This window comes from Coprobacter fastidiosus, from assembly GCF_982245605.1.
Window position 1 is genome coordinate 100,900 of record NZ_CEVCIF010000001.1, and the last position, 24,606, is coordinate 125,505.

A 24,606-nucleotide genomic window follows, 5' to 3' on the forward strand; every position below is an offset into this window, starting at 1 on the left:
TTATAAAATTGTATTATGAGAATTTTTGAAAATTGATATACATGGGAGGTTGCCCGTATAAAATATTGTCTGTTTTTTTCTTCTTTCTCTTCAATATGGTGTATGCTGAAGATATACAAATTTGTAAGAAGAATTTAATAGAATGGCATACGAATTCATTATATGAAGATGAAAAAATAGTATCTGAGATTATTCAGTTGACAGATAACGGTTCGTATATTGATCAATCTGTTAAAGAATTATACTTGAACATTCTTTTACCTTGTGATACGATAGAGCATTGGGTCGTTTCGCAGTTGCCGGATGGAAGTTGGCCGGATATAAATTATGAAGATCGAAGTGCAAGTCTTTGGCTCCCGTCTTTTCATGTAATTCGTCTTTTTCATTTAGCAAAAAGCTATTGTGCTGTAAAATCAGGTTTATATCGTCACGATAAGGTGCTAAAAGTGTTTTTATCGGGATTGAACTATTGGTGTAATTACGACAATTGTTCTACAAATTGGTGGTTTACCGATATCGGAATTAATAAAATACTCGGACCAGCATTGTTGATGATGGAAGATCATTTACCCGAGGATTTAAGAAGTAAAGCACTTGAACAGTTGAGCCGTTCTCGTATAGGCAAGACCGGACAAAATAAAGTGTGGTTAGCAGGAAATGTTATCTATAAAGCGTTATTCGAGAAAAATAAAGATGAATTGGAGTTGGCCCGTAATGTAATTGTTTCGGAGATATATTTGACGATGGGGGAAGGAATACAACCTGATTATTCATATCATTTGCACGGTCCTCAGCTTCAGTTTGGAAACTATGGTCTTGCTTATGCCTTGAATATGACATATTGGGCTTGTATTTTTCGAGATACAAAATTTTCTTTTGCAGAGAAACAGATTAGGATATTGGGGGATTACTTGTTAAAAGGTTTAAATGGTGTTGTATGGAACGGTAGAATGGATTTTAGTGCTTGTGGTCGCCAACTGTTTAAAAATGTTCAAAGAGGAAAGGCCTTGGCATTAGTACAGGCTTTGTACGATATTTCTCATGTCGATTGTATGAGGGCTTGTCGATATAAAGAATCGTGCAGATCTATTCTTACTGAAGGTCGAGATTGTGACTCTTTCGGGACTTGTGCTTTTTATCGGTCTGACATGCTGGTTAGTAAAACCTCAAAAGCTTATATCTCCGTGAGATTTTCATCTCCTCGTGTTATTGCTACGGAGACAGGTAATAAAGAGAATTTGAAGGGATATTATTTAGGGGACGGTGTGACGGCTTTAATGCGAGACGGAAAAGAATATGAGAATATTTTTCCGGTGTGGGACTGGCATTGCCTTCCGGGTATTACTGCTCCTGCAAATTATAGAGATTTGCCTTTATTGGGATGGGAAGGTTATCGTAATGGAAATGCTTTTTCAGGAGTGATAGCTGATGGAGAAAACGGTATTGCCGCTTTTTCTCTCGATCGTGACGGGATAACCGGGAAAAAGGGGTATTTTTTGTTCGGAGATTTGCTTGTATGTTTGGGAAATGGTTTAAGAAGTTCTAAGGGCGATTCTTTACAGACAACGATAAACCAAACGTATTATGCCGGTAATTGTACCATAAACTTTGAAGGGAAAACATCTGTTCTGAAAGATGATATTTTTGAGTTGCCTCCAGAAAGTAGCTGTCTGGTTAGCCATGGTGGTTGGGATTATTGTATTCTTCCGGGACAAAAAGGACGTATTTTTGTAAAAAAGAGTTTTGGTAGTTGGCATGAAATAGCAGCATTTTACGATATGTCCGAACAGTCTGCAAAAATATTTACTTGTGTTTTAGATAATCATCAGGGATGTTATGCTTATATGGTAACACCTTCTGATAAAAGTAGTCGGAAGGCTTTTTTGTCAGTGGATATTTTAAGCCGGACAGAAGAGTGCCAAGCTGTAAAACAAAAAAACAATAATCTCATATCAGCTATATTTTATAAACCGGGTTTGCTTCATCTCGATGCTTATTGCGATTTTATTGCAGTAACTCCGGCGTTATTTATACTCCGGCCTTATAAAGATGGTTGGAAAATAACGATGTCCGATCCTACGCAGCAATTAAAAACGATAGTTTTTGAAATTTCCGGAGAATATTCAGGAGGAGTTTATATCCCGGAAGAAAATCGTACTCGTTTTACTGTCAGCTGTCCTCAAGGTAAATATGCAGGTTCAGGAATTTCTGTTACGTTATAGTTTGGATTAAGAGTTTTGTCATCTAAATTTCTGGCAAAAAAATTCTCAAAGTTGATGCGGGTAAATTTAACAAGCTATTTCTATCAGACCTGAAAAAAATCCTTTTGTCTGTTCTCCGGTGCGGATAGGCAGACAAAAGGATATCATCAAATTATAGGTAGATGGAAAAGCTTTTTCAGTCGGGTGTAATACCTTGTTTCTTTAATAGTTCGAGTCCCAAATCTTTTAGTTTATATTTTTGTATTTTTCCGCTACCGGTTAATGGGAATTGGTCTATAAAGAAAATATATTTAGGTATTTTATGTCGTGAAATTTTCCCTTTACAGAAGTCTTTTACATCGCAGTCATGCAGGCTTTCGCCCTCTTTCAGTATAATGAATGCTCCGACTTCTTCTCCGTATTTCTTTGAGGGCACGGCAGCAACTTGTACGTCTTTAATTTGCGGGATCTGATACAAGAATTCTTCAATTTCGCGTGGATATATATTCTCTCCGCCTCGAATAATCATATCTTTGATACGTCCGGTAATTTTGTAGTTGCCCTCAGGAGTTTTTATTCCCAGATCCCCGGAATGCAAAAAGCCGTTTTTATCGATAATGGCGGCTGTGGCCTCCGGCATTTTGTAATATCCTTTCATGATATTGTATCCTCGGCAACACATTTCACCCTGCACACCTACCGGACATTCTTCGAGAGTTTCCGGATCTATTACACGCACTTCTACTCCGGGAAGATCGCTTCCTACTGTCGATGCTCTGACTTCGACCGGATCATCGACCTTACTTTGAGTCATGCCCGGCGATGTTTCAGTCAGTCCGTAAACACTTGTGATTTCTTTCATGTACATTTTGTCCATTACTTCCCGCATAAGCCATTCGGGACACAGAGATCCTGCCATAATTCCCGTGCGTAGAGATGAAAGGTCGAACATGCTGAACATCGGGTGATTCAATTCGGCAATAAACATAGTCGGGACGCCGTATAGTGCAGTGCATCGTTCTTTATGAACCGAAGCCAGTACGACAAGCGGATCGAATCGTTCAAGCATTACGGCACATCCTCCATTGGTGATGATTGCCATGATGCCGAGTACGATACCGAAACAATGGAAAAGGGGAACGGGAAGGCATACTCGATCGTTCTCTGTAAATTTCATGCATTGTCCTATACAATATCCGTTGTTCGTGATATTGTGATGAGTAAGCATTACTCCTTTTGGGAAACCTGTAGTCCCCGAAGTATATTGCATATTCACTACATCATAACAGTTGAATTTCTGTTTTTGAACTTCTAACTTTTCATCGGTTATGGTATTTCCTAATAAAAGAAGTTCTGCTGTATTGTACATGCCCCGATGTTTTTCCTGTCCGATATAAACGACATTGCGCATATAGGGGAACTTATTACTTTTCAAATGTCCTCGTTGTGAGGTTTTCAATTCGGGGAGCATTGTGTAGGTCATGTCGACGTAATCGCTGTCGAATGTACCGTTGGATATGCATAATGTGTGAATATCTGCATTTTCTACTAGATATTCCAGCTCATGTTGCTTGTAGTTCGTATTTACAGTAACCAGAATTGCACCGATCTTGGCAGAAGCAAACAGGAATGTGAGCCAATCGGGTACGTTCGTCGCCCAAATACCGACTTTGGAGTCTTTTTCGACTCCTATGGCCATCATCCCTTTGGCAAGATTATTTACACGTTTGTTGAATTCTGAGTAAGTAAAACGCAAGTCTCGGTCCGAGTAAACGATAAATTCTTTATCAGGTGTTTTTTCTGCCCAATATTCGAGAAAATCTCCTAATGTTTTTTCAAATAATTGCATAGTCTGGAATTTTAGCGGTTTTTAGGCAGGAACATAAACTACAGCGAGAATACTGGCTGTTTGGTTGTTATAGGCATGTACGTGGTGAGGTACGATAGAGTCGTAATAAATGCTATCACCTTTTTTCAGGACATATGTTTCGTTACCGTAATTGATTTCAATTTCTCCGTTTGCGACTATAATAAATTCTTCTCCTTCATGTGAGGACATTTCATATTCGTTTGCCGGGGCTGGAGCTATGTTTATAAAAAAAGGCTCCATGTGGCGGTTCGATTTCGATTTTGACAAAGAATAATATTCCATGTGCCTGGATGCATTCGGAGTATTTGTAGAGAAACTAATACTTTTTTCCTTTTGCATATTCCGACATATAACAGGTCCGAGCTCTTCCTGATCATCAAGGAATGTTCCTAACCGTACCCCCATAGCTCGAGCTATTTTTAATAGCGGGGCAAGTGCCGGTAAATCGATATCTTCTTCTATTCGTGTAACCTGTTCTTCGCTTAATCCGGCTTGTTCGGCTACCTCTTTACGGCTCATATTCTTATTTTCCCGAATCGTTTGTATTTTGTAACCTACGGTCTTGTTGTTTTTCATAACTTACTATTATATTGTATGTTTTTGTGATGCAATTTGCAATAATATGAAATAATTATTGGCAAAAATAAGAAAAACTTTAATTTGAATGAAAGAATATACGAAATTTTTCCGAAATAAATTACTGAAAATCGTTTTATCGAGTTTTTTATTTTTCGGATTTGATGTTTGGAAAAATATGATTGCTGATATTTTATATTGAAATTAATTAAGTAAGTAGTATATTTGTAGTGTATAAATATTTATTATGCAGAAATAAATCAAATATTTTAATAAATAAAAAAATGAAAGTAGTAAATTTATGTGTATCATTATTGGTACTCTCTTTTGTCGTAGCGTGTCAGCCCAAAACGACAACCTCTGATCAGATCACAGATGAAGTGTATCAGGTAGATAGTTTGTTGGTTTTGCAAGACTCCTTGATCGGTGATACGGTGGAGGTTGAAGGTTTTTGTGTCGATATCTGCGGGCATGGCGGTTCTCATATTACTTTGATGGGAAGCGATACGACTCAGATTGTCAATGTAGAGGCCGGATCTCAAATCGGTTCGTTCAGCAATGATCTGAGAAATAACAACGTTCGTGTAAAAGTCGTTATTAATGAACAACGAGTGGATGAAGCTTTTCTTTCTGATTGGGAGCACCGTTTAGATGAAAGTTTGAAGACTCCGCAAGGTAATCCTGAGGCGGTAGCAATGTTGAAACAGCAAATTGCCGAAATTCGGGCAGCAATAGCGGAACGTGCCGAAAAAGAAAACAAGAATTATTATAGTCAGTATCATATCGTTGCTTCAGAATATGCCGTCCAATAATTTTTCTGCTAAGATACGCAAATGGTTTCGGGTCATTCATCGGGATCTTTCCTTTATTTTTGCCGGGATAATAATTGTTTATGCGGTTTCAGGTATTGCATTGAACCATAAACGTGATTTTAATTCGGATTATCGGATTTCTCGTTCTGAAATTATGTTGAAGGGCGATTTCCCGAAACAGGAAAAAGTGTCGAAAGAGGAGACTTTGGCTTTACTTGAGCAAGTCGGGGAAGAGAATGCTTATATGAAACACTATTATTTCGGGGATCAGCAAATGAAAGTCTTTTTGAAAGGTGGCTCTTCTTTGGAGGTCGATATGAATACCGGTAAAGCTTTATATGAGTCGGTAAAAAAACGTCCGATATTGAGTGCTTTCAACCGTTTGCATTATAATCCGATGCGTTGGTGGACATGGTTCTCCGATGTGTTTGCCGTATCTCTGATTATCATAACGATTACCGGATTGTTTATGAATAAAGGAAATAAGGGCATTATCGGACGAGGAGGAATCGAATTTATAATAGGAATCTTGATTCCCGTTTTGTTCCTGATTTATTTAAGCTGATATAGACTTGATATTATAAAAAAACGTTCGTTTATTGAAACGAACGTTTTTTTATAATAGGGAAAAATATTAGTTGGCTTTCTGAACTACCGGTATGCGGAAAAGTTCAACGTCACCGCCTTTTAATACAACATCTAATTTACGGTCCGCTCCTGTGGTATTAGCAGATTTGGGGGATATAACAACATTCCCGTATATTCCGTAACTTGCATTTAACCAAGATTCTTCTTCTGTTATGGGATTTGATGTTCCGGCAGTACAAATTGCTACATCGATGCTTCCGTTTGCGTCGATACCGTATTCAACTCTGCTTGTGCTGATGTCGCTAGCATTGAAACTCAATAATGTATTGTTTGCGATTGTTGTTTCCCAATTTGCATCCCAAACCGTGATTTCTGTTGCAGGCATAGGATTTTGCATGATGGAAATGCTCACAGGTTCTGCTGTTCCTGCGCTGATATTTAATGTTATATTTCTCATCATACTGGTTTCATTTGCTTGGGTAAATTTGATTTCGACTGTTTCTCCACTGCGTCCGCTAGTCTTGTTGATACTATACCAGGGTGTATAAGTTCCATCTTCAGGGTCGTTCCAATCTTCTACGGTCATGTTCCAACGTCCGGCATTTGTTTTAATAACGAAACTGAATGGAGCTCCGTCTTTATAAGGTGTGGTATAAGTATACATGTTATTTTCCATGGGGACACCCGATAAAGTGATCGTATTTTGAGTATCAGTTCCCAATTGGGTTATTGTAAATTCAACGGGTTCTGCACCGGGTACGGTAATTTTGAATGTCGCCGTTCTGTCGTCACTTTCCGTATGAATGCCGGCTTTTACTGAGATGGTCGTATTATTCAATACTTTGGCAGTACACCAAGAACCGTTATTTTCGACAGCTTCTACCTTGATCAATTCTGCGGGAGCATTTGTCGTGATGTGAACGACCGTATCGACTAATTGGTCGGTAGGAAGTTCCAGTAAAGCATCGTCTTCGGATGCTAAAGACAGAGTGTAGTTTACTTCTTCTCCCTTTTTGTCATCATCGTCATCTGAACAACTGTTCAATGTAAATGAAAATGTTACTGTTAATAAAGCGATGGCTAAGAATTTCAGATCAGTAATTTTCATAGATCATTTATTATTTAGTTAGTAAATAGGGGAAGCGGCGGTTACCGCTTCCCATTAGTTATTATTTGTCAAACAATTTTTGAATAACTGTGATCTGGTAATCATAGTATGCTCTTGTACGAGCATCTCCTGTACCCCTCTTTGCTTTGTACAGATTTAATATGTTTTTCAAAGTTGCGGTAATAATCGGACGACCGACACCTGCGGATAATTTTGCAGGGGTCATATTATGCCGGGCATAAGATTGTTCTTCTTTATGAAAACTGCATTTATCGTGTTGTTTACAAAAAGCGTTGCTCTCTTTTGCTACCGAATCCATCATTTTTTTCAACTCTTGTTCCGGATCAGCCAATCCACCCATTAATCCTTTGTTCATAGACGGGTCGAGGTTGGAGTATTTCATCAATGCTGCAACTGCGGCATTTTGAAGATTCATGTCTTCCTGAGTCAGGGATTTTGATTTAATCGTATTTACGAATATCGCATTTGTCGCATCTTTCAGATACTCATCTAATGTATATAGATTTTCTTGTCCTGAACGTTCTCCTTCATAAACGCTTCCCATGATTCCAGGACCTAAGATTCTCCCTACAATAGAGTATTGGAAATTGTCATAGAGGTTAGATTCCAATCCGGTAATTCTCATTATGTTTTCAGGAAGAAGCCATTTCCGGCAATTCAGCGCTTGGTCTGTGAGCCATATCATCGCTTTTTTCTGTTTATCTTTTGTAATATACCGTTTTGCATAATTGCTTTCTCCGTCTTGTACGATATCTTTATATTCCACTCCTCCGAGGTAAGGCATTACGTGAGTCAAATATCTCATGTATTGACTTACACAGGCCAGATACATTTCTTGTATATCATCGTAGTTTTTATTTTCTTGCGCAAACCATTTATCGATATTCGAAATAATATATTTCAAATTTTCGATGCCGTAGTTGCTGGCTTTGATATGATCATTTCCCAAATCTTCAGTTTGGTCGGTAGGGTCTTCATTGAGAAATAGCTGCTGTGCTCCGAATTCATACATCGGATCTCCTTTTTTATCTGTGATGATTTTATTCAGGTAAGGATATTCATCTTCTGCAGTTTTTGCATCTTTGAAGATACGATACCCCCAATTGATAGCGTGCATATCATAAACCCCCATTAATGGCGGAACCATCCGTACACCTTTTTCGAAGTCTCCTCTTTGCGCAACATAGTTATTCCGGGCATAGTCCATGATACTCGGAGTAGTTCCGTATTTTTGTGTGAAAGACGGACTGCGTAAGGAGTCTACGGGGAAGGAGTAACTTGCACCCATATTGTGCATCAATCCGAGTGTATGGCCGATTTCGTGGGATGCAACATAACGTAAAGACTCATTCATTACGTCATCATCGAAAATCATTTTACGGACACGTGCATCTACTGCTCCGGTTTGGGAAAAGCGCCAGTTGTGAACTAACGAAATTACATTGTGATACCACATGACTTCACCAACCAAAATTTCTCCGCTACGCGGATCTATATAACTCGGTCCGGCGGCATTAGCAATGTCGTTGGTCATATAACGTACGCAATTGTAGCGAATATCGTCCGGATCGAAATTCGGGTCGTCTGTCGGATAATCTTTTGCTACTACTACGTTTTTAAATCCTGCGGCTTCAAAGGCTTTGTTCCAGTCTTCGATACCAGCTTTTACTGCACCTCTCCATTTTTCAGGAAATGCAGAATCTACATAATAGACGATTTGTTTTTTAGGTTCTACCAGCTCTCCTTTGAAATATTTCTCCAAGTCTTCTTCTTTCGGCTCTACACGCCAGCGGTGAATAAATTCTTTCGGCAGGATTTTATCCGCTTCGGATGTGTAATAATAATAACCAGAACTGAAGTATCCTACTCGATTGTCTTGATAACGGCTTCTCATCGGTTCTTTGGGGAGTTCTATTATAGAACGGCGCATTGTGAGGGTATATCCTCCTGCTGTAATATTGAAATTCAGAATACTGGTAATCTCTATGTTCTTTTCGAAACTCTTCACCTCTTTTAATCTTGAAGCTGATGCATCATAAGAGGCACTCATCGTTTCTCTTGTACGGACACTTTGGCGAATTGGAGTGATGCATTTTTCGTTTGATACGAAAAATGAGGTAACGTCTATCAATAGAGTGTCGTTACGAGAGGCTTTTATCTTGAATGTTTTTAAAATCGGATTATTGAAATTCCGTTTGAAAGATGTGGCGATGGGATCATCTTCTTTTACTTTATCGTAAGTTTGTACTGTATGCATATATACGTTGCTTGTGTCTGCTGAAAGACAGAACATGAACGGATCTCCTAACATTTCGCCTGCGGTAAAGTTTGAACTGTTACTGGTTTCCGATACTCGGTTTGCCAACAAATACAGGTTCTCCAGGTTTTTCGGTGTTATTTCCAGAAGAAGTTCGTTTTTGGGTGTAACCCATGCTTTAAATACTCCGTCGTGGGGTGTCGCTTTTTGAATAGCATCGGCAAATTTATCTTTTTTCTTTGCTGGTGCTGTTTGTTCGGTTTTACCTTTATTTTTCTTACTTTTTCGCTTAAACCATCCTGCATTTGCGTCTGGCAGAGCTACTGATAATGAAATCAACAAAGCAAACAACTTGTATTTCATACTGTACATAATTTATGATAATTAATGATTTTGGTTGAAGAATAAATTTGTTATTTGTTTTTTAGAATTGTTTGAATGCAATATTCTTTATACGGGAGAAATCTCCCCACATTTCTTGATCGATAATTTCTATTTTATCTGCCGAGTCGATTACCTGATATTTTCTTAAAGTCCCTCCATTTTCCTGTCCTTCTTTATATGTGGCGATATAAAAGAAGTCTTGATCTTTTTGATCCGAGATAATATCATTGAAGATTGCCGTGATTTTTTCGCCCGGAAAAGATCGAAGTTCGACGGCTGCACTTCCGTTTCTGAAATTGTAACCGTATAACGTATTTCCGGCTGCATATATCAAGTATCCTTGTCGGTTTGTTAAACTGAATAGTTCAGATTGGTCTATATTCGTTGCCCCTGAAACCATGTATTTCCCGCCTTTAGTTGCAGAGCCTCCGGTACGTGTAATCGTGTAAGTGTAGAGGTATAGTTTGCCATCGACCGGATTTTTTAGCAATGTGGCAGATTGTCCGCTACCAAAAAGCGAATTGATTGTCGTTACGAAATCGAGTCCGTCAGGAGCAAAATCTTTTTTGGTATTCCAACTGAACGTGTTGTCGCTATCACTATCAGCCATATCTTTCATACTATTGGCCAAAGTTCTTAGATAGGTGAATCTTTTGTCATCGGTATTATATAAAATGAATTGATCGATGACAGCGGCGGATATATCTTCACCACTACGGTTACAAGCTATTTTGTCCCCGATATTGAAATATTTATATCCGCTTTCTTCTTCGTAATAGCTGACCGGATTTCCGAATTCTCCTTCATTCGAACTGGATAAAACATAAGCTTTACCGTCAGCGAGAAACATTCCTCTTTTGTCTTTTAATTTTTGAATATCCGTAATAACTATGTTGTTGCGGTATCCTTTTTGATCCGGATCGAAAATTGTAAGTTCCGTAGGTTGGTCAAATTCGTCACGTCCGTATCTGAAAGTATTATGTGCCGTGCATACATAAACTTGTTCTTCATATAATTCGGGACTATTATCTACCCATATCAGATTAATATCTTTATGCGGAACGTTACTGCTGTTTGTCAGGATATTTTTTAAATGCAAAGTATCCCGGCTTATCGACAGCATATCGACGCGGACATTTCCGGCGTCATCCTCACAAGCCAATATCCACCCCTTGGTATATGATGTACTTACATTCAGTTCTACGCTTTTGCTGAACACTACATTGGTGTTTTGATCGGTTATTTTTAGATAAAGGGTAAAAGCCTCAGCCGGAAGTGTTATGATGCAGTCCAGATTTCGTTCGTTTCCGAGAACAAAACGTTCTCCCGGATATTTTTGAGTTCCGACAGCGACCCACTCATATTTATAAGATCCTTTTTCTTCGGGGTCTAATGAGAAGTTCAGTTCCGGTGTAATCGTCAGTCTATCTACATTTGCCCGTACATTGTAAATCGTATCGGCTGCAAATCCTTTATCTCCGATCGTGATGTCATTGATGTCCGTATAGTCGTAATTCCCTTTGTCCTTAAAACAAGACGAAAGTAACAACATACAAAATACCAATAGATAAGCATTATATTTCATTGTCGATTCTTTTTTAATATTGAATACCTTCTCCGGCAGTCATTTTTACAAGATTCCCTTCGGAGTCCCGGTAATCTTCATAAATGGTCTGTCCTTTAGCCTCCATTTCTTTTAGGTATTGGTCGAACTTGATTCCTAACGTTTTTATTTTTACAGTTGACATGGGCTCTAAGAAATCAAGCAGTGTCAAATTGAACTGTTCGCAAATAAGCCTATTCTTTTTTTCAGAGTAAGGGCCTAAAAAATATTCGTTAAATCCCGGTAATTTTACCCATTTATCACTGATCGAGATCGTGTGGTGTATGACATCTATACCGGTTTTGTCAGAACTGTTGGGTGCGAGCCAATATGGCATAGGCAGATTGAAATCTTTTGATTCTTTCAGTTGAAGCTGAAGTGTTCGTTCATTATCTTTTAATGAACTTTTTTTATAGAAGTGAATCGGTATTTGGGCATAGATTTCATTTGCCTTTACATAGTATTTTTCTTGTAAGGGTTCGTAATCTTCTCCGGCGATAGCCGTACTTTTTTCCGGTACGACTTCAATAAATACTTCTCTGTCGTGTGGAACAGTTTCTCCGATGATTTTTACTCTGACAATCAGTATAGAATCTTCCTTGTCGAATACGGCAAACGGTAAACTCGTATTATCGGTATAGTCTAATTTGCTGTCATCCAATCCGCCTTTTGTTTTAGACATGGCAAAATAGATACCTGAAGTTCCCGAATATTCAGGTATCTCTTCCCTGCATCCGGTAAATAGTGCTAAAATAGCTATAAGATTCAGAAATATGATTTTCTTCATTTTCCTTTTTCCTTTTTTCATTATTTTATTCACGCTCTGCCAACTCCTTATCAGGGAGATCGAATTGATAGTTCGATAGTTCTATTTTCATATCTCCTGCACTCCTGTTGTATAATCGGGGTATTTCTGTAATTCCTTTTCGTTTATAATACCAGAATAGTTGACCTTCACCGATAAACTCCCGCACATATTCATCTTCTATACTTCCGTCAAGGCTTCCTCCAGAAGAAACCTGTGCTGCTTTTCTTGCACTTCTCAAGTCGTTGACCCATGTGAGAGATTTTTCGCATTCGGCTACGATAAGATACATTTCCGAGATTCGTAAAATGGGAATAATCGATGCATATCCTAAATCACCGTCGGTTACGAAGCCGTATTTAACAAAAAAACGACCGTCATTTGCTTCGATATCCCGCAGAGCCTGAAAGTGACAAGTTCTTAAATCTCCTTCATCATCATATAAAGCCTTTACGCCGTTTTCAGTCATTGTAAGGAGGTTTTTAAGTTCCAGTTTATTAGAAAACAACTTGTCATATATATCGGTAGATCTTTGTGTATTATAAGCTCCAAACAAAACTTCTGAAGAAAATATGCGGTCTTCAGCTTCGCGATTCACAGTACCGGTGGCAGCTTGTCCGTTTACTTGTTCACGGGTTGCGAACGGGAAAAATTTAGATGCTCCGGAAATGACTTTCCGTGCATATCTCCCGGCTTCTGTCGTATTTCCGGCATATAGATATACTCGTGCGGTTAATGCTTGAACTGCAAAGTAATTTAAACGGAGATTTCTGTATCTCAGTCTGTTATTTCCTTCGGCACTGGATTGTGGACCTTTGGTAATGACCGGATCTACATTTAATAATAAGTTTTCGGCTTGGTTCAAATCCGTTAATATTTTATCTACGACATCTATTGCGCTTAATAAAGGCTTTACATTTTTTTCTGTATCATCTGAATATGGAATGCAGACTTTTCCCGGTTCGTAGGAATAGATCGGACCGAAAATGCGAAACATCTCGAAATGCAACATCGCGCGTAATGCCAAACATTCTCCCTTTATCAATTCATAGTTAGATTCGGAGAGAACCGAACGATCGTTTTCACAGTGTTCCAGTATAGTGTTTATATTAGCGATCAGAAAATAAGCTTCTTTCCAAGTATCTGCTACCGCATCTTTTTTAGCTTGGAGTTCGAAGTTTGCTAAAGATCTGTATGTATGAGAATTTAACGGTTTTGTCGTGTCGTAATATTGTGCTAATATATCGAATGTCCCTGCCGTTAAAGTTCTTCCGTATAAGTTGGTATTTAGCAGGTGTACATATACACCGTTCAATGCGGTGAAGAAACCCGATTCACTTTGGAAAAGAGCGTCTTCCATAATACGATCTTCCGAGTCAACTTTCAGCCACTCTTTGCAAGAGCTTCCTCCTAAGAGTGTCGATATTAGTGTGATAATAATGACATATTGTTTCATAACCTATGATCCTTTTCTAATTAAAATCGTACACCTACAGATAAAGAAACGCTTTTGGAGAACGGATAATCAGTTCCTCTTTCTTCTTTAAATGAGGATATTCTGAAAATATCATTCATATACAAACGGAAAGAAATACCTTGAGCTTTCATTGCTCGTACCCATTTACCTGCAGTTTCATAACCAAAACTGATAGATTCGCCGGATAGTACGTTTTCGTTGATTACGAAACGGGAAGACATCGGGGTACTTTCAAAATTATCGATCGCCTTGAATTTTGCCTTATCGCCCGGTTTCTGCCAACGATCATATAGGGCTCTTTTGTCTTGATTATAATACATCCCCTGTTCTGTTATATTTTCGACTTTGTTGTATAAAGCAGAAGCAAAAGTCTGTGCTCCTAACTGGTAACGTAAGTTGACGGATGCGGAAAATTGTTTGTAATAGAACGATACACTGAAAACTCCTTCGAGATCTTTTGCTGTAGATCCTACAACGACCTCATCATTTGCATCGTATTGAAATGTATAACTCCCGTCTTTTTTAATGAAAACTTCGCGTCCTGTCGCCGGATCTATACCTGCCGAGCGTACAGCCCATATATCGTCGGGACTTGCTCCGTCGTAGTAACGACGGAGGGATGTGCTGCTTCCTTTTTCATTCATGAAGTCGAGCTTATTTCCGATATTAAAGTATTCGGAAGTTCCGTTACTGAAAGTAAGATTAAAGTTCAACCGTGTCGTGGGGCGTTTTATTGCTGTATAGCTAATCATTCCGGAAAAACCTTTGGAGATCTGTCCGCCGAAATTGGTATATATCTTGTCTGTCCCGACAGATGGAGGCATAGGGATAGAAACCAGAAGAGGATCGGTTACTTTATAGTAATAGTCTCCGCCTATTCTCAGACGGCTATCCAAAAATTCAAAATCTATACCGAAGTTTTTGTCGATCGTCTTTTGCCATTCCAGCCCTTTGTTGGCGAATTTTTCTATAATAGCACTTGTGCCGAAATGATTTTGGTATTCGGGGTTATAAATATATGTTCCGGACGAAAGATAAGCATCGAAGTTTTGGTTGCCCGGATTACCTATCGAGAACCTCAGTTTCAACAGATCGATCCAATCGACCTGAAACCAACGTTCGTTGTTGATATTCCATGCGATACCGGCTGCCCAAGTTGAGGTAAACAACTTTTGAGCTCCGAATACAGACGATCCGTCGAAACGTAAACTTGCATCGACCATATATCTGTTTCGGTATGAGTAGTTTCCGTTCAGGTAGAAGCTTGTCGATCGACTTGTAGCGTTTTTATATGTCGGCTTTGCGCCCTCGTCAAATCCTGCAGAGAATTGGGGGTTTTGATGGAGATCACTGGTAAATCCGTAAACGGAATATCCTGAGTTTTTGGTGCTTTTTTCACTAAAAGTCCATCCTCCTACGGCATTTATTTGGTGTCTGTCTTTAATGACTTTACCGTAAGTTAGCGTAATGTCTCCATTGTAAGAAAAAGTTTCACTGTCGTTTTTAGAATAAGAACCTTTTTTATCTACGCCTGTGAAATCCGGATGGCTCGGAGACTTGAATGCTTCATTTTGAGAGATCAACTTACTGATTCCTATACGGCCTCTCAATTGGAACGATTGAAGAAATCGCCATATAATGCTGAAATTGTCTCGTAAAGTGATGTCATTAGTGGCATCATTGTTAACTATGTTATAAAGATATAGGGGGTTATAGATCGGTTCTCCTGCAACATCAAGAGGTTCTAACAGTTCCGATACAGTACCATCGTCATTCGTTTTTCTGTAATAAGGATTTGCTTCGGCAAATTTTGAGAATTCTACCGGTTCTCGCTTTGAGTTTACCAAATCGACATTGAATTTGTTCGAGAAAATTAAAGAATTCTTGCGATAGGTGAGGTCGATGTTTCCGCTCATAATTTGTCTGTCAGAACCTTTCATTACTCCGCTTTCATCGTTATAGCTTAGTCCTATACCATACTGCATGGCTTTGTCCCCTCCGTCTACATATAGGTTGTGAGAGTGATTGAAGACCGCTCGCAAAGGTTCTGACAACCAATAAGTATCTACGCCTCTTTTTATCTCTTTCAGTCGGCTGTAATAGAGGGCGTCTAATGCATCCTGACTTTCCATATTGTCTTTAGCCGTGTAACGTCCGGCGAGAAGTTCGTATTGTAGCTTTTCTTCTCCGTTCATAAGATTGTATCCTGTTAGATCAGGCATCTGCAATTGGAAGTTTCCACTGTAAGAAACTCTTAATTGTCCGGGTTCGGGTTTTACGGTTTCCACAACAATGACCCCATTGGCAGATTTTGACCCGTATATTGCGGTGGATGCTGCATCTTTTAGCACTGTAACGTTAGCGATACGGTCCATGTTCAAGTTCATGATGTCATTTATTGTGACTTCTATTCCGTCCAAAATAAAAAGCGGTTGGTTGGCTGTATTGTCATAATCTGAAGAAAGTTCTCCGACAATACTGGTTTTCCCTCTAATCTCCATATCCGGCATTCGGTTCGGGTCAGAACCCCAAGTGTTGTTGTCCATTACTTTTAGTGAGGGTTCCAAAGTTTTCAAACTTTGAATTAGGTTTTTTGTACCGATTGTCTTTAGATCTTCTTTTGAATAAGTTGTTGCCGAACCGGTAAAACTGTCTTTTTTACGAACATAGATACCGGTAACCACGACATCCTGTATTTTTTTTACCTTTTCTTCCAGAACGATTATCGCAGATTTTTGTCCGGTGAAAGTAAATTCTTTGGGCTCCATACCCAAACAACTGATAATGATGATTTGCTTACCTTCCGGAATATTTTTTAATATGAAATTTCCGTATGCATCTGTCGAAGTTCCTGATGCCGGTTTGCTTTTGACGTATACCACAGCTCCCGGAAGAGGTTCACCCGACTGATCTTTTACAACTCCCATAAAAATTCTTTCTTTTGAAGTCTTTTCTTTTGAGTCTTTTGTATCCTTATCATTATTTTGGGAAAATAACGGGAAACCGGAGAATAAACATACCAAAAAAATATAAAAATATTTTTGCATGAGTAATATCTAAGAAATTATAGTTTAGTAAGTAGCATATTTTAAAATCAAAAAAGCTTTTATAAGCTGAAAAATAATATTGATAACATAGTCTAGGTTATATTCTTTATGTCTGATTGTTTTTGTATTGTACCCCGGCTATTGAATATTTTATCTAATTAGTTCGAATCTATTATTGTAAATTTCTATTGTTTTTAGTTGTTTTCTTACTTATTTCTTGTATTTTGAAGACATGATAAGCATTTGTGATATTTTGAATGATGCTTAAAATGGTGTGCAAATATAGGTGTTTGTATAGAAATACAGTATTAATTATTCTAAAATAATGATTTTATTATTTAGAATAATTCTTATTAATTGTGTTATGTGTTTGTAATACAAAACTTTGTGATAATATTTATTTTTGTAATTCTTTGTATATTTACTCAATAATTAGACCTACATTTTTTGAAAATGCATATAGGTGGGATGAGAAATGTTTATGGCATTTTGTATTTATTAGTCTAATTAGTAATATATTTTTGTCAGGAATTGATTCTTTTCGGAATAGGTTTATGAAATAATTTATTTTTGATTTTAGAATATTTCTATTTGCATAAAATAGATAATATAGAATAAATATGCATATAAATTACCATCCGGATGTCGCTCCTCCACCTCCGGATCGGCCACCTCCGAAACTACCTCCGCTAAAACCTCCGAAACCGCCGCCCCTTCGGTTATTCCCGGATGCAACGATGATCATAGGTATTATGTAAGTGCTTTTTTTCTGGAAATTACAGTGTGCACAATGGTATATTTTTTCACCTGTTCCGGTTGAAAACGGAGTTGGTGCGATTAGTATGCGATCTCGATCTAAGCTGTAAGCTTTTGCATGGCATTGCGGACAGGAACTGTATTTGGTATAACGATTTTCGTATGGATAAACTTCTGTATTTCCGCACTGGTCGCATAGCCAGACATCATAATCGACCGATTGTAGTTTTTCTTCGGTGTTTTCTTGCGGAGTTAAATAACGGTTATCTTCCTCTTCATTGAGTTTTCTCATTTTTGATCCGCATAGGTCGCATTTCCGAGGTTTGTTTCTCAATTGTTTTAATCGGATCGAAGCCCATATATACAGGAATAATACGAAAACCGGGAAGATAAAAGAGAGTACGGTTAAGGTATTTTTATATCCTGACAAAGCTCTATATTGCTCATAATTGTCTTTCGTTTTCGATGATTTCACGGAAGACCGTATCATAAAAAGCAATATCATGGAAAATAAAAGAGAGGTGATTGCATAATATTGTAATACTTTACCCCAGTCTTCTTGTGCGGTTTGACTCTGTACCCACAATTCATCTTGAGCTTCCGGAGTACTTAATCTGTGATGTATGGCATTCAATCCCTGTAACATTCCTTTATCGTAATTCCCTGTTTTAAATTCAGGAAGCATGTATCGAGTTTGGATGCGTTTGCAGATGGCATCCGGTAAAATACCTTCCAATCCGTATCCTGTTTCGAATGTGATTTTACGTTGGTCTAAAACGAATAATATCAACAGTCCGTTGTCTTTTTCCCTTTTTCCTATACCCCAATGTTCGAATAATGCGGTAGCGAATTGCTTTATATCGGCATCCCCAATGGAATTTACGGCTACGACGGCAATTTCAGCACTTGTTTTCGTTTGAAGAGAGTCCAGCAATAAGTTTATTTGCTGTTCTGTCGAGGGGGAGAGTATTGCATCCGGATTGCTTACGTATGCTTTGGCATTCTGTAAATGCACATTGGGGACGGTTTCGATGGTGTATTCTGTTCCGAAAAGTAATGTCGTAGAAAAAAGGAAAAAAGACAGTATGGAAAAATATATTCGTTTCATTGTTATTCGTTGTTGGTTATAAAGCCGGAAGGCTCATTCCGTTTATTTTTCGATATAAGTCCAGCGCATATACATCTGTCATGCCGGAGATGTAGTCGATAACGGCTTGAATTCTTTTATAGATATTTTCGTCCCGGGTTTCGTATTGCCCCGGCACTTTATTCAATAGCAGTTGCGAATATGCTTTACCGGGATTGATGACCGCATCGATCAGTTTATCCAATAGAACAGAAATGATGCGGTTACCGGCAAGTTCTATGTCCAGAACATCCGAAGCTTTGTAGATGTGTTCATAAGCTACATCGGAGCAATTTTTATAGGCATTTCGCGGAGTTTCGCCAATGTGGTTTATAAGTACGCCATCGAATTCTCCTCTCAAAAGCTCCTCTTCTCTTTCACAAAAAATTCGAGAGCATTCATCTACCAATACTCCTACTACGCAGGAGCGTAAATAAGCGATTTGCTCGTTGATGTCCGATACTATATTCAACGTTTCCTGAATGTGTTTCAAACGAGAACCCGAAAAGAACCCGAGAAACAGTTCTTTTGTTTTCTCGGTCGTTAATATTTTGAGCTTGTGTGCATCTTCTATATCCATTACCTGATAACAGATATCGTCTGCTGCTTCTACTAAGTAAACGAGCGGGTGTCGGCAGTATCGTATTCCGGGAATGTCCATACGCAGCATACCTAAAGTGTCTGCTACTTTGACAAAATCATCGGCTTCGGAAGTAAAAAAGCCGAACTTTCCTCTTTTTCCTGCAAGGTTCGATGCATAAGGGTATTTTACGATCGATGCCAGAGTCGAATAAGTCATAACGAATCCACCGGCCCGTCGTCCGTTAAATTGATGAGTCAGTAATCGAAAAGCATTTGCATTCCCTTCAAAATGGGTCAAGTCTTTCCATTCGTCTGTTCCCAGTTTATTTTTTAAGCTAAGACCGTTTCCTTCTGAAAAATAAGTGGCGATAGCTCTTTCTCCGGAATGTCCGAAAGGCGGGTTGCCCATATCATGAGCCAGGCAGGCGGCAGCGACAATAGCTCCGATACCGTGTAATTTCCCGGCCCAAGGTTCATTTGCATACTTTTCAAATAGGACGGAAGAAACATTGTTGCCTAATGATCTACCGACACATGAAACTTCGAGACTGTGAGTTAACCGGTTATGTACAAATACGCTTCCGGGAAGAGGAAATACCTGGGTCTTGTTTTGCAATCTTCTGAACGGAGCAGAAAAAACAAGGCGGTCATAGTCTCTTTGAAAATCGGAACGTGAATGTCTTCGTTCTTCGTGATAGCGTTCCAATCCGAATCGTTTAGAGGAGAGTAAACGCTCCCAAGACATTCTGGATTCTGTATATTTCATTTTGTTTCGAATACGATGTTGTTTGGCAAAAATACAAAAAAAATAATACCTCGATAAATGATCTCGTTTCTCTTTATTTAGAAGCGGATATTTATGACAAGATTAAAAATACAAAATAACTGAGGCAAATCGATTGTTTTTATAGAAAATAGTTCAGAGAAAGCATTAAAAATAAAAAAATAGCAAGATAGTTTAAGGTTATTTCGTTATTTTCGCAAGTTAATATATTGGGTTTTCGATAATGAAAACACGATCGAAATAAACAGGAAATTGTTGATTATGGAAGTTAAAGTAAAGATAGTTAACCGGTCGAGACATAAATTGCCGGAATATGGTACGGAGCACGCTGCAGGAATGGATATTCGTGCTAACTTGGATGAACCTGTGGTACTTAAACCGATGCAGCGGGTACTGATTCCTACGGGATTATATATCGAACTTCCCGAAGGATATGAAGCCCAGATACGTCCTCGTAGTGGGCTGGCGTTGAAAAAGGGAATAGGGATTCTCAATTCTCCGGGTACGATTGATGCCGATTATCGAGGAGAGATTGGTATTATTTTGATTAATTTTTCGAATGAAGATTTTGTCATTAATGATGGTGAACGCATCTGTCAAATGGTTGTAAAAGAATATTGTCGGGTAGATTGGGTCGAAGTGCAAACCCTTGAAGATAGCGACCGAGGAGCAGGAGGTTTTGGACATACGGGTGTAAAATAAAAGTGTTTTTGTATACAATTTTTTTTGTAAATGAGATATATAGATTATCGTTTATTGCTCTGTTTGACATTATTGTCAGTTTGTTTTTCTTGCGGAAGTAGTCGTAATTTCAGCAAAAAGCGAACGGATGTCGGAAGAGTTTTGTCTGAATCGGATCAACGTAAGTTCGACTATTTTTTTCTGGAAGCCGACCGGATGAAAAATCTCGGGAAACAGGATGCTGCTTTTGATTTGTTGCAGCAAGCTGCTGCTATAGATACGTCGAGTGCCGTTGTCAAATATAATTTAGCCAATTATTACCTGCATTTAAAAAAGCCGCAGCTTGCGTATGATTGTTTAAAAGAAGCTGCGGAGAAAAGTCCGGATAACTATTGGTATAATGTTATGGCTGCCAATCTTGCTCAGAATCTCGGTGATGCTGAGCAGGCGATTTCTCTGATTCGACGGATGATCGAATATAATCCTAATAAGCCGGAGTTGAATTATATGTTGGCGGAGGTTTATGCGCAAAAGGGCGATTTTCAGCAGGCCATAGATGCGTATAATCAATTAGAACAATCGATGGGTGTCGTAGAACCTATAATTCTTCAAAAAGTAAAACTGTATAAGGCCTTAAAACAAGATGACAAGGCTTTTGCCGAAGTGCAGCGTTTGATCGATGCTCATCCGAAAGATATTACTTATCTTATTTTGTTGGGAGATCTTTATCTTGATTCGAATCGGGATGAAGATGCCTGGAAAGTATATCAACATGCCGGTGAAATAGAGCCTGACAATGCATATTTGATGGTGTCTAAAGCCAACTATTACAATAAGAAGGGGGATAAAGAAGCTTATCAGAAGCAAATTCTGGATGCTTTGCTGAGTAAAAATCTGGATGTGGAGACTAAACAGAAAATATTGACCGGTTTTCTTTCGGAGTTGTTGCAGAAAAAAGAGAATTTGGATCAAGCGGATTCGATGTTTTCCGCATTGCTCGAAATGCATCCTCAAGAGGAGGAACTTCATAAATTGTATGCTGATGTATTGTGGATACGTCAGAAAAAGAACGATGCCATTGCGCAGATGCAGATTGCTGTAGATTTAGCTCCCGTACGTTTGGAATATTGGCAGCAATTAATAGGTGCTATTTTGGATCAGAAGAAATATGACGATGCTATTGTCGCAGGAGAAAAAGCTCTTTCTTATTTACCCGATGAAGCTGTTTTGTATATCTATTTAGGTTCGTCCTATATGATGAAAAAAGAGTATGATAAGGCTGTTGCAACATTAAGAACCGGCTTAAAGCATACCAATCCTGAAAATCGCGCCCTTATTTCTGATTTATACGGACAAATAGGCGATACCTATTATCAGGCGCAGCAACCGGATTCTGCTTATGCCGCATTCGATAAGGCTTTGGAATATAATCCCGGAAATATCGGGGTTTTAAATAATTACAGTTATTATTTGGCTCTTCAGAAGAAAGATTTGTCGAAGGCTGAAAGAATGAGCGGAGATGCTGTTAAACAAGAACCTGATAATCCGACTTATCTTGATACGTATGCATGGGTATTTTTCCAACAAGGAAATTATACGCTGGCAAAAATATATTTAAAAAGTGCATTGGACAAGGGCGGAAATGAAAGTGCTGCATTGTTGGAACATTATGGAGACGTTTTGTTTATGACGGGGGATGTCGATGGTGCTTTGGAGTATTGGAATGATGCCCTTGAAAAAGGCAGCGATTCTAAAATGTTGCCTCAGAAAATAAAAGATAAAAAATATTACGAAGAATGAGAAGATTCATTTGGGCTGTGTCCATAGCTTTCGGAGTTCTGTTTGTCGGATGTAAGACTTCCCATATCGGAGAAAAGATGAAAATATCCGGAGAACAGTCGGAGTCGGAAAAACGTGTTTTTTCCGATTGTCTGAAGAATAGTCCGGATTATACGTCTTACTCTGTGAAAACTTCTTTTGTGATAACCACAAGTGCGGGAAATTTGAAAAGTAAAGCGACAGTACGTATAATAAAGGATAAGATTTTACAAATATCGGTTCAACCGTTTTTAGGGATCGAAATGTTCCGTGTGCGGCTAACTAATGACAGTGTTTGGATTTTGGATAAAATGGGAAAACGTTATGTTGCGGAATCTATAGCGGCATATAAATCGAAATTACCGGTCGATTTGTCTCTTTCTACTATACAAGCATTGTTTTTGGGAAGACCTTTTTTACCGGGGAAAGATCGTTTGGATATATCGGATTACCGAAATTTTTCTTGGATGAAAGAAAAATCGGATTGGAGCTTTTCTATAAAAGATCTGTCCCGTTTTTCTTGTTTATTCGAGTTGGATGAGTTGGCACGTTTAAGAGAAACACGAGCTTTGGATATATCCGGACAGATGCAGATAACATGGAGCTATTCGAAATTTACGAATCAAGGGGAATTTTGGTTTCCTTCGGAAATGGAGGTCCGGACAAGCGGAATAGGAAATAAAAACTTGACTCTTAAAATGGAGAATATTTCTCCCGAGTGGAACAAGACTTTTAACGTAGATTTTTCGGTGTCTTCACAATATAGAAAAGTGCCGATACGTGATTTGTTAAATATGTTTTTGAAATGATAAAGCGTATATTGATAATTTGTTTGATGGCTGTGGTTGCCGTGACTTCTGTTGCTCAATCGTCTAAAAAAGTAAAAGATTTGCAGAAACAGAGGAAAGAAGCGTTGCAATCTATTGCGAAGACCGATAAGGAGTTGAAGACTACGAAAAAGTCGGCTCTCCAATCTTTGCATCAATTGAACAAGTTGACGGCTGAGATAACGAAACATAAGGAAGTGATCGCAGCTTTGAATGCCGAAATCTCGAATATTAATAAACAAGAGAGAAAGATTAATGAAACGATATCCCGACTCGAGAAAGATTTGAATGCCAAGAAAGAGGCTTATGCCAAAGCTATCCGGGGAATTGCAGGTAGAAATTCGGGTTATGAAACTTTGATGTTTGTTTTTTCATCGAATTCTTTAAATCAATCTTATCGAAGGATTCGTTATTTGCGGGAATATTCGGCTTGGAGGAAAAAGGAGGCGATAAAGATATCCGAACAACAGGCAGAGTTGGAAAAGAAAAAGGCCGAATTGGCTAAAACTCGTTCTGAAAAAAATGCGATGTTGGGAAAGCGTACCGATGCTGCAAATAAGTTGAAACAGAAAGAGAAGTCGCAGAAAGAGGTTGTGGCAGATCTTAAGAAGAAAGAAAAAGAACTTCAGAAAGAACTGAATGCCCAAAGAAAACAGGCTGCAGCTTTGAATCGCCGTATCGAACAATTGATTGCCGAGGAGGCTCGTAGAGCCGCAGAAGAAGCAAGACGTGCGGCGGAAGCGGCAAAAAAAGCGGCAAACGCCGATAAAAAATCCGGGAAGAATGCTTCTGCTTCTGCTGGGGAGGTTCGCAAATCTCAGACAAAAGGCGGTTACGCCATGACTAAGGACGAACTTGAGTTGTCGAACAGTTTTTCTCAGAATAAAGGACGTTTGCCTATGCCTTTATCCGGCAAATATATGATTGTAGGACATTTCGGACAGCAACAGCATCAAGAGTTGAAATATGTGCAGGTAAACAGTAGCGGTATAGATATACAAACGACACCGGGAACAACGGCCCGTTCTGTTTTCAATGGTGTGGTTACCCGTGTATTTGTAATGCCGGGTTATAACAGTTCGGTCATTATCCGACACGGGAATTACCTGACGATCTATTCCAATCTTAGCGAAGTGTTTGTAAAGGCCGGAGATAAAGTGACTACGAGACAATCTATCGGGAGAATTTATTCCGATCCGGAAGAAAATAACCGTACCGTATTGCATTTTCAGCTTTGGAAAGAGACTACTAAACTTAACCCTGAACCGTGGTTGAATAAATAA

At 38.7% G+C, this 24,606-nt stretch carries 17 protein-coding genes; 7 read left to right on the forward strand and 10 right to left on the reverse strand.

Annotated elements, in window-relative coordinates; translation table 11 throughout:
* Nucleotides 1–41 precede the first annotated feature (41 nt).
* Nucleotides 42–2,222 carry a polysaccharide lyase family 8 super-sandwich domain-containing protein gene (locus tag AC0UMU_RS00390; protein WP_288639873.1) on the forward strand — a complete coding sequence of 727 codons (2,181 nt, stop codon included), beginning with the start codon at nucleotides 42–44 and terminating at the stop codon, nucleotides 2,220–2,222.
* Between the two features lie 175 nt (nucleotides 2,223–2,397).
* Here the strand turns inward: AC0UMU_RS00390 and AC0UMU_RS00395 are convergent, their stop codons facing one another.
* Together AC0UMU_RS00395 and AC0UMU_RS00400 are read right to left on the reverse strand one after the other, a co-directional pair.
* A complete protein-coding gene (locus tag AC0UMU_RS00395; protein ID WP_009317965.1) occupies nucleotides 2,398–4,050 on the reverse strand; it encodes an AMP-binding protein in 1,653 nt (550 codons plus the stop codon).
* A 21-nt stretch (nucleotides 4,051–4,071) separates the two neighbouring features.
* A complete protein-coding gene (locus AC0UMU_RS00400; RefSeq protein ID WP_288639874.1) occupies nucleotides 4,072–4,647 on the reverse strand; it encodes a helix-turn-helix domain-containing protein in 576 nt (191 codons plus the stop codon).
* A 284-nt stretch (nucleotides 4,648–4,931) separates the two neighbouring features.
* Here AC0UMU_RS00400 and AC0UMU_RS00405 point away from each other — a divergent pair, with 284 nt between their 5' ends.
* Both AC0UMU_RS00405 and AC0UMU_RS00410 read left to right on the forward strand, forming a co-directional pair.
* Entirely contained in the window at nucleotides 4,932–5,459 is a 528-nt protein-coding gene (locus AC0UMU_RS00405; protein ID WP_022603152.1) for a hypothetical protein, read from the forward strand.
* Nucleotides 5,446–6,024, forward strand: coding sequence for a PepSY-associated TM helix domain-containing protein (locus tag AC0UMU_RS00410; protein WP_022603154.1), 579 nt, complete (start codon nucleotides 5,446–5,448; stop codon nucleotides 6,022–6,024). The genes AC0UMU_RS00405 and AC0UMU_RS00410 overlap by 14 nt, the downstream gene beginning before the upstream one ends.
* A gap of 69 nt (nucleotides 6,025–6,093) precedes the next feature.
* On the opposite strand, the gene AC0UMU_RS00415 is transcribed toward AC0UMU_RS00410, so the two are convergent.
* The 8 genes from AC0UMU_RS00415 to dgt form a co-directional block, all read right to left on the reverse strand.
* A complete protein-coding gene (locus tag AC0UMU_RS00415) occupies nucleotides 6,094–7,155 on the reverse strand; it encodes a BACON domain-containing protein (RefSeq protein ID WP_022603155.1) in 1,062 nt (353 codons plus the stop codon).
* 61 nt (nucleotides 7,156–7,216) lie between these two features.
* Nucleotides 7,217–9,796: a zinc-dependent metalloprotease gene (locus AC0UMU_RS00420; RefSeq protein WP_122303703.1), complete on the reverse strand. Its 2,580-nt coding sequence runs from the start codon at nucleotides 9,794–9,796 to the stop codon at nucleotides 7,217–7,219.
* Between the two features lie 61 nt (nucleotides 9,797–9,857).
* Nucleotides 9,858–11,402 carry a PKD-like family lipoprotein gene (locus AC0UMU_RS00425; protein WP_288639875.1) on the reverse strand — a complete coding sequence of 515 codons (1,545 nt, stop codon included), beginning with the start codon at nucleotides 11,400–11,402 and terminating at the stop codon, nucleotides 9,858–9,860.
* 13 nt (nucleotides 11,403–11,415) lie between these two features.
* A complete protein-coding gene (locus AC0UMU_RS00430) occupies nucleotides 11,416–12,207 on the reverse strand; it encodes a DUF4843 domain-containing protein (RefSeq protein WP_009317958.1) in 792 nt (263 codons plus the stop codon).
* 25 nt (nucleotides 12,208–12,232) lie between these two features.
* Nucleotides 12,233–13,681 carry a RagB/SusD family nutrient uptake outer membrane protein gene (locus AC0UMU_RS00435; protein WP_022390089.1) on the reverse strand — a complete coding sequence of 483 codons (1,449 nt, stop codon included), beginning with the start codon at nucleotides 13,679–13,681 and terminating at the stop codon, nucleotides 12,233–12,235.
* A gap of 20 nt (nucleotides 13,682–13,701) precedes the next feature.
* Entirely contained in the window at nucleotides 13,702–16,629 is a 2,928-nt protein-coding gene (locus AC0UMU_RS00440) for a SusC/RagA family TonB-linked outer membrane protein (RefSeq protein WP_031258970.1), read from the reverse strand.
* A gap of 751 nt (nucleotides 16,630–17,380) precedes the next feature.
* Nucleotides 17,381–18,613, reverse strand: coding sequence for a TPM domain-containing protein (locus tag AC0UMU_RS00445; RefSeq protein WP_288639877.1), 1,233 nt, complete (start codon nucleotides 18,611–18,613; stop codon nucleotides 17,381–17,383).
* A 16-nt stretch (nucleotides 18,614–18,629) separates the two neighbouring features.
* Nucleotides 18,630–19,958: a dGTP triphosphohydrolase gene (gene dgt / locus AC0UMU_RS00450; RefSeq protein ID WP_288639897.1), complete on the reverse strand. Its 1,329-nt coding sequence runs from the start codon at nucleotides 19,956–19,958 to the stop codon at nucleotides 18,630–18,632.
* Between the two features lie 300 nt (nucleotides 19,959–20,258).
* On the opposite strand from dgt, the gene dut reads away from it, so the two are divergent.
* From dut to AC0UMU_RS00470, 4 genes are read left to right on the forward strand one after another with little or no spacing between them, the layout of a single operon-like run.
* Nucleotides 20,259–20,699: a dUTP diphosphatase gene (gene dut / locus AC0UMU_RS00455; RefSeq protein ID WP_022390085.1), complete on the forward strand. Its 441-nt coding sequence runs from the start codon at nucleotides 20,259–20,261 to the stop codon at nucleotides 20,697–20,699.
* Between the two features lie 30 nt (nucleotides 20,700–20,729).
* Nucleotides 20,730–22,478, forward strand: coding sequence for a tetratricopeptide repeat protein (locus AC0UMU_RS00460; RefSeq protein ID WP_022390084.1), 1,749 nt, complete (start codon nucleotides 20,730–20,732; stop codon nucleotides 22,476–22,478).
* Nucleotides 22,475–23,305 carry a lipoprotein insertase outer membrane protein LolB1 gene (lolB1, locus tag AC0UMU_RS00465; protein WP_278714963.1) on the forward strand — a complete coding sequence of 277 codons (831 nt, stop codon included), beginning with the start codon at nucleotides 22,475–22,477 and terminating at the stop codon, nucleotides 23,303–23,305. The genes AC0UMU_RS00460 and lolB1 overlap by 4 nt, the downstream gene beginning before the upstream one ends.
* Nucleotides 23,302–24,606, forward strand: a complete 1,305-nt coding sequence (locus AC0UMU_RS00470) for a murein hydrolase activator EnvC family protein (RefSeq protein ID WP_278714961.1) — start codon at nucleotides 23,302–23,304, stop codon at nucleotides 24,604–24,606. Before lolB1 ends, AC0UMU_RS00470 begins: the two co-directional genes overlap by 4 nt.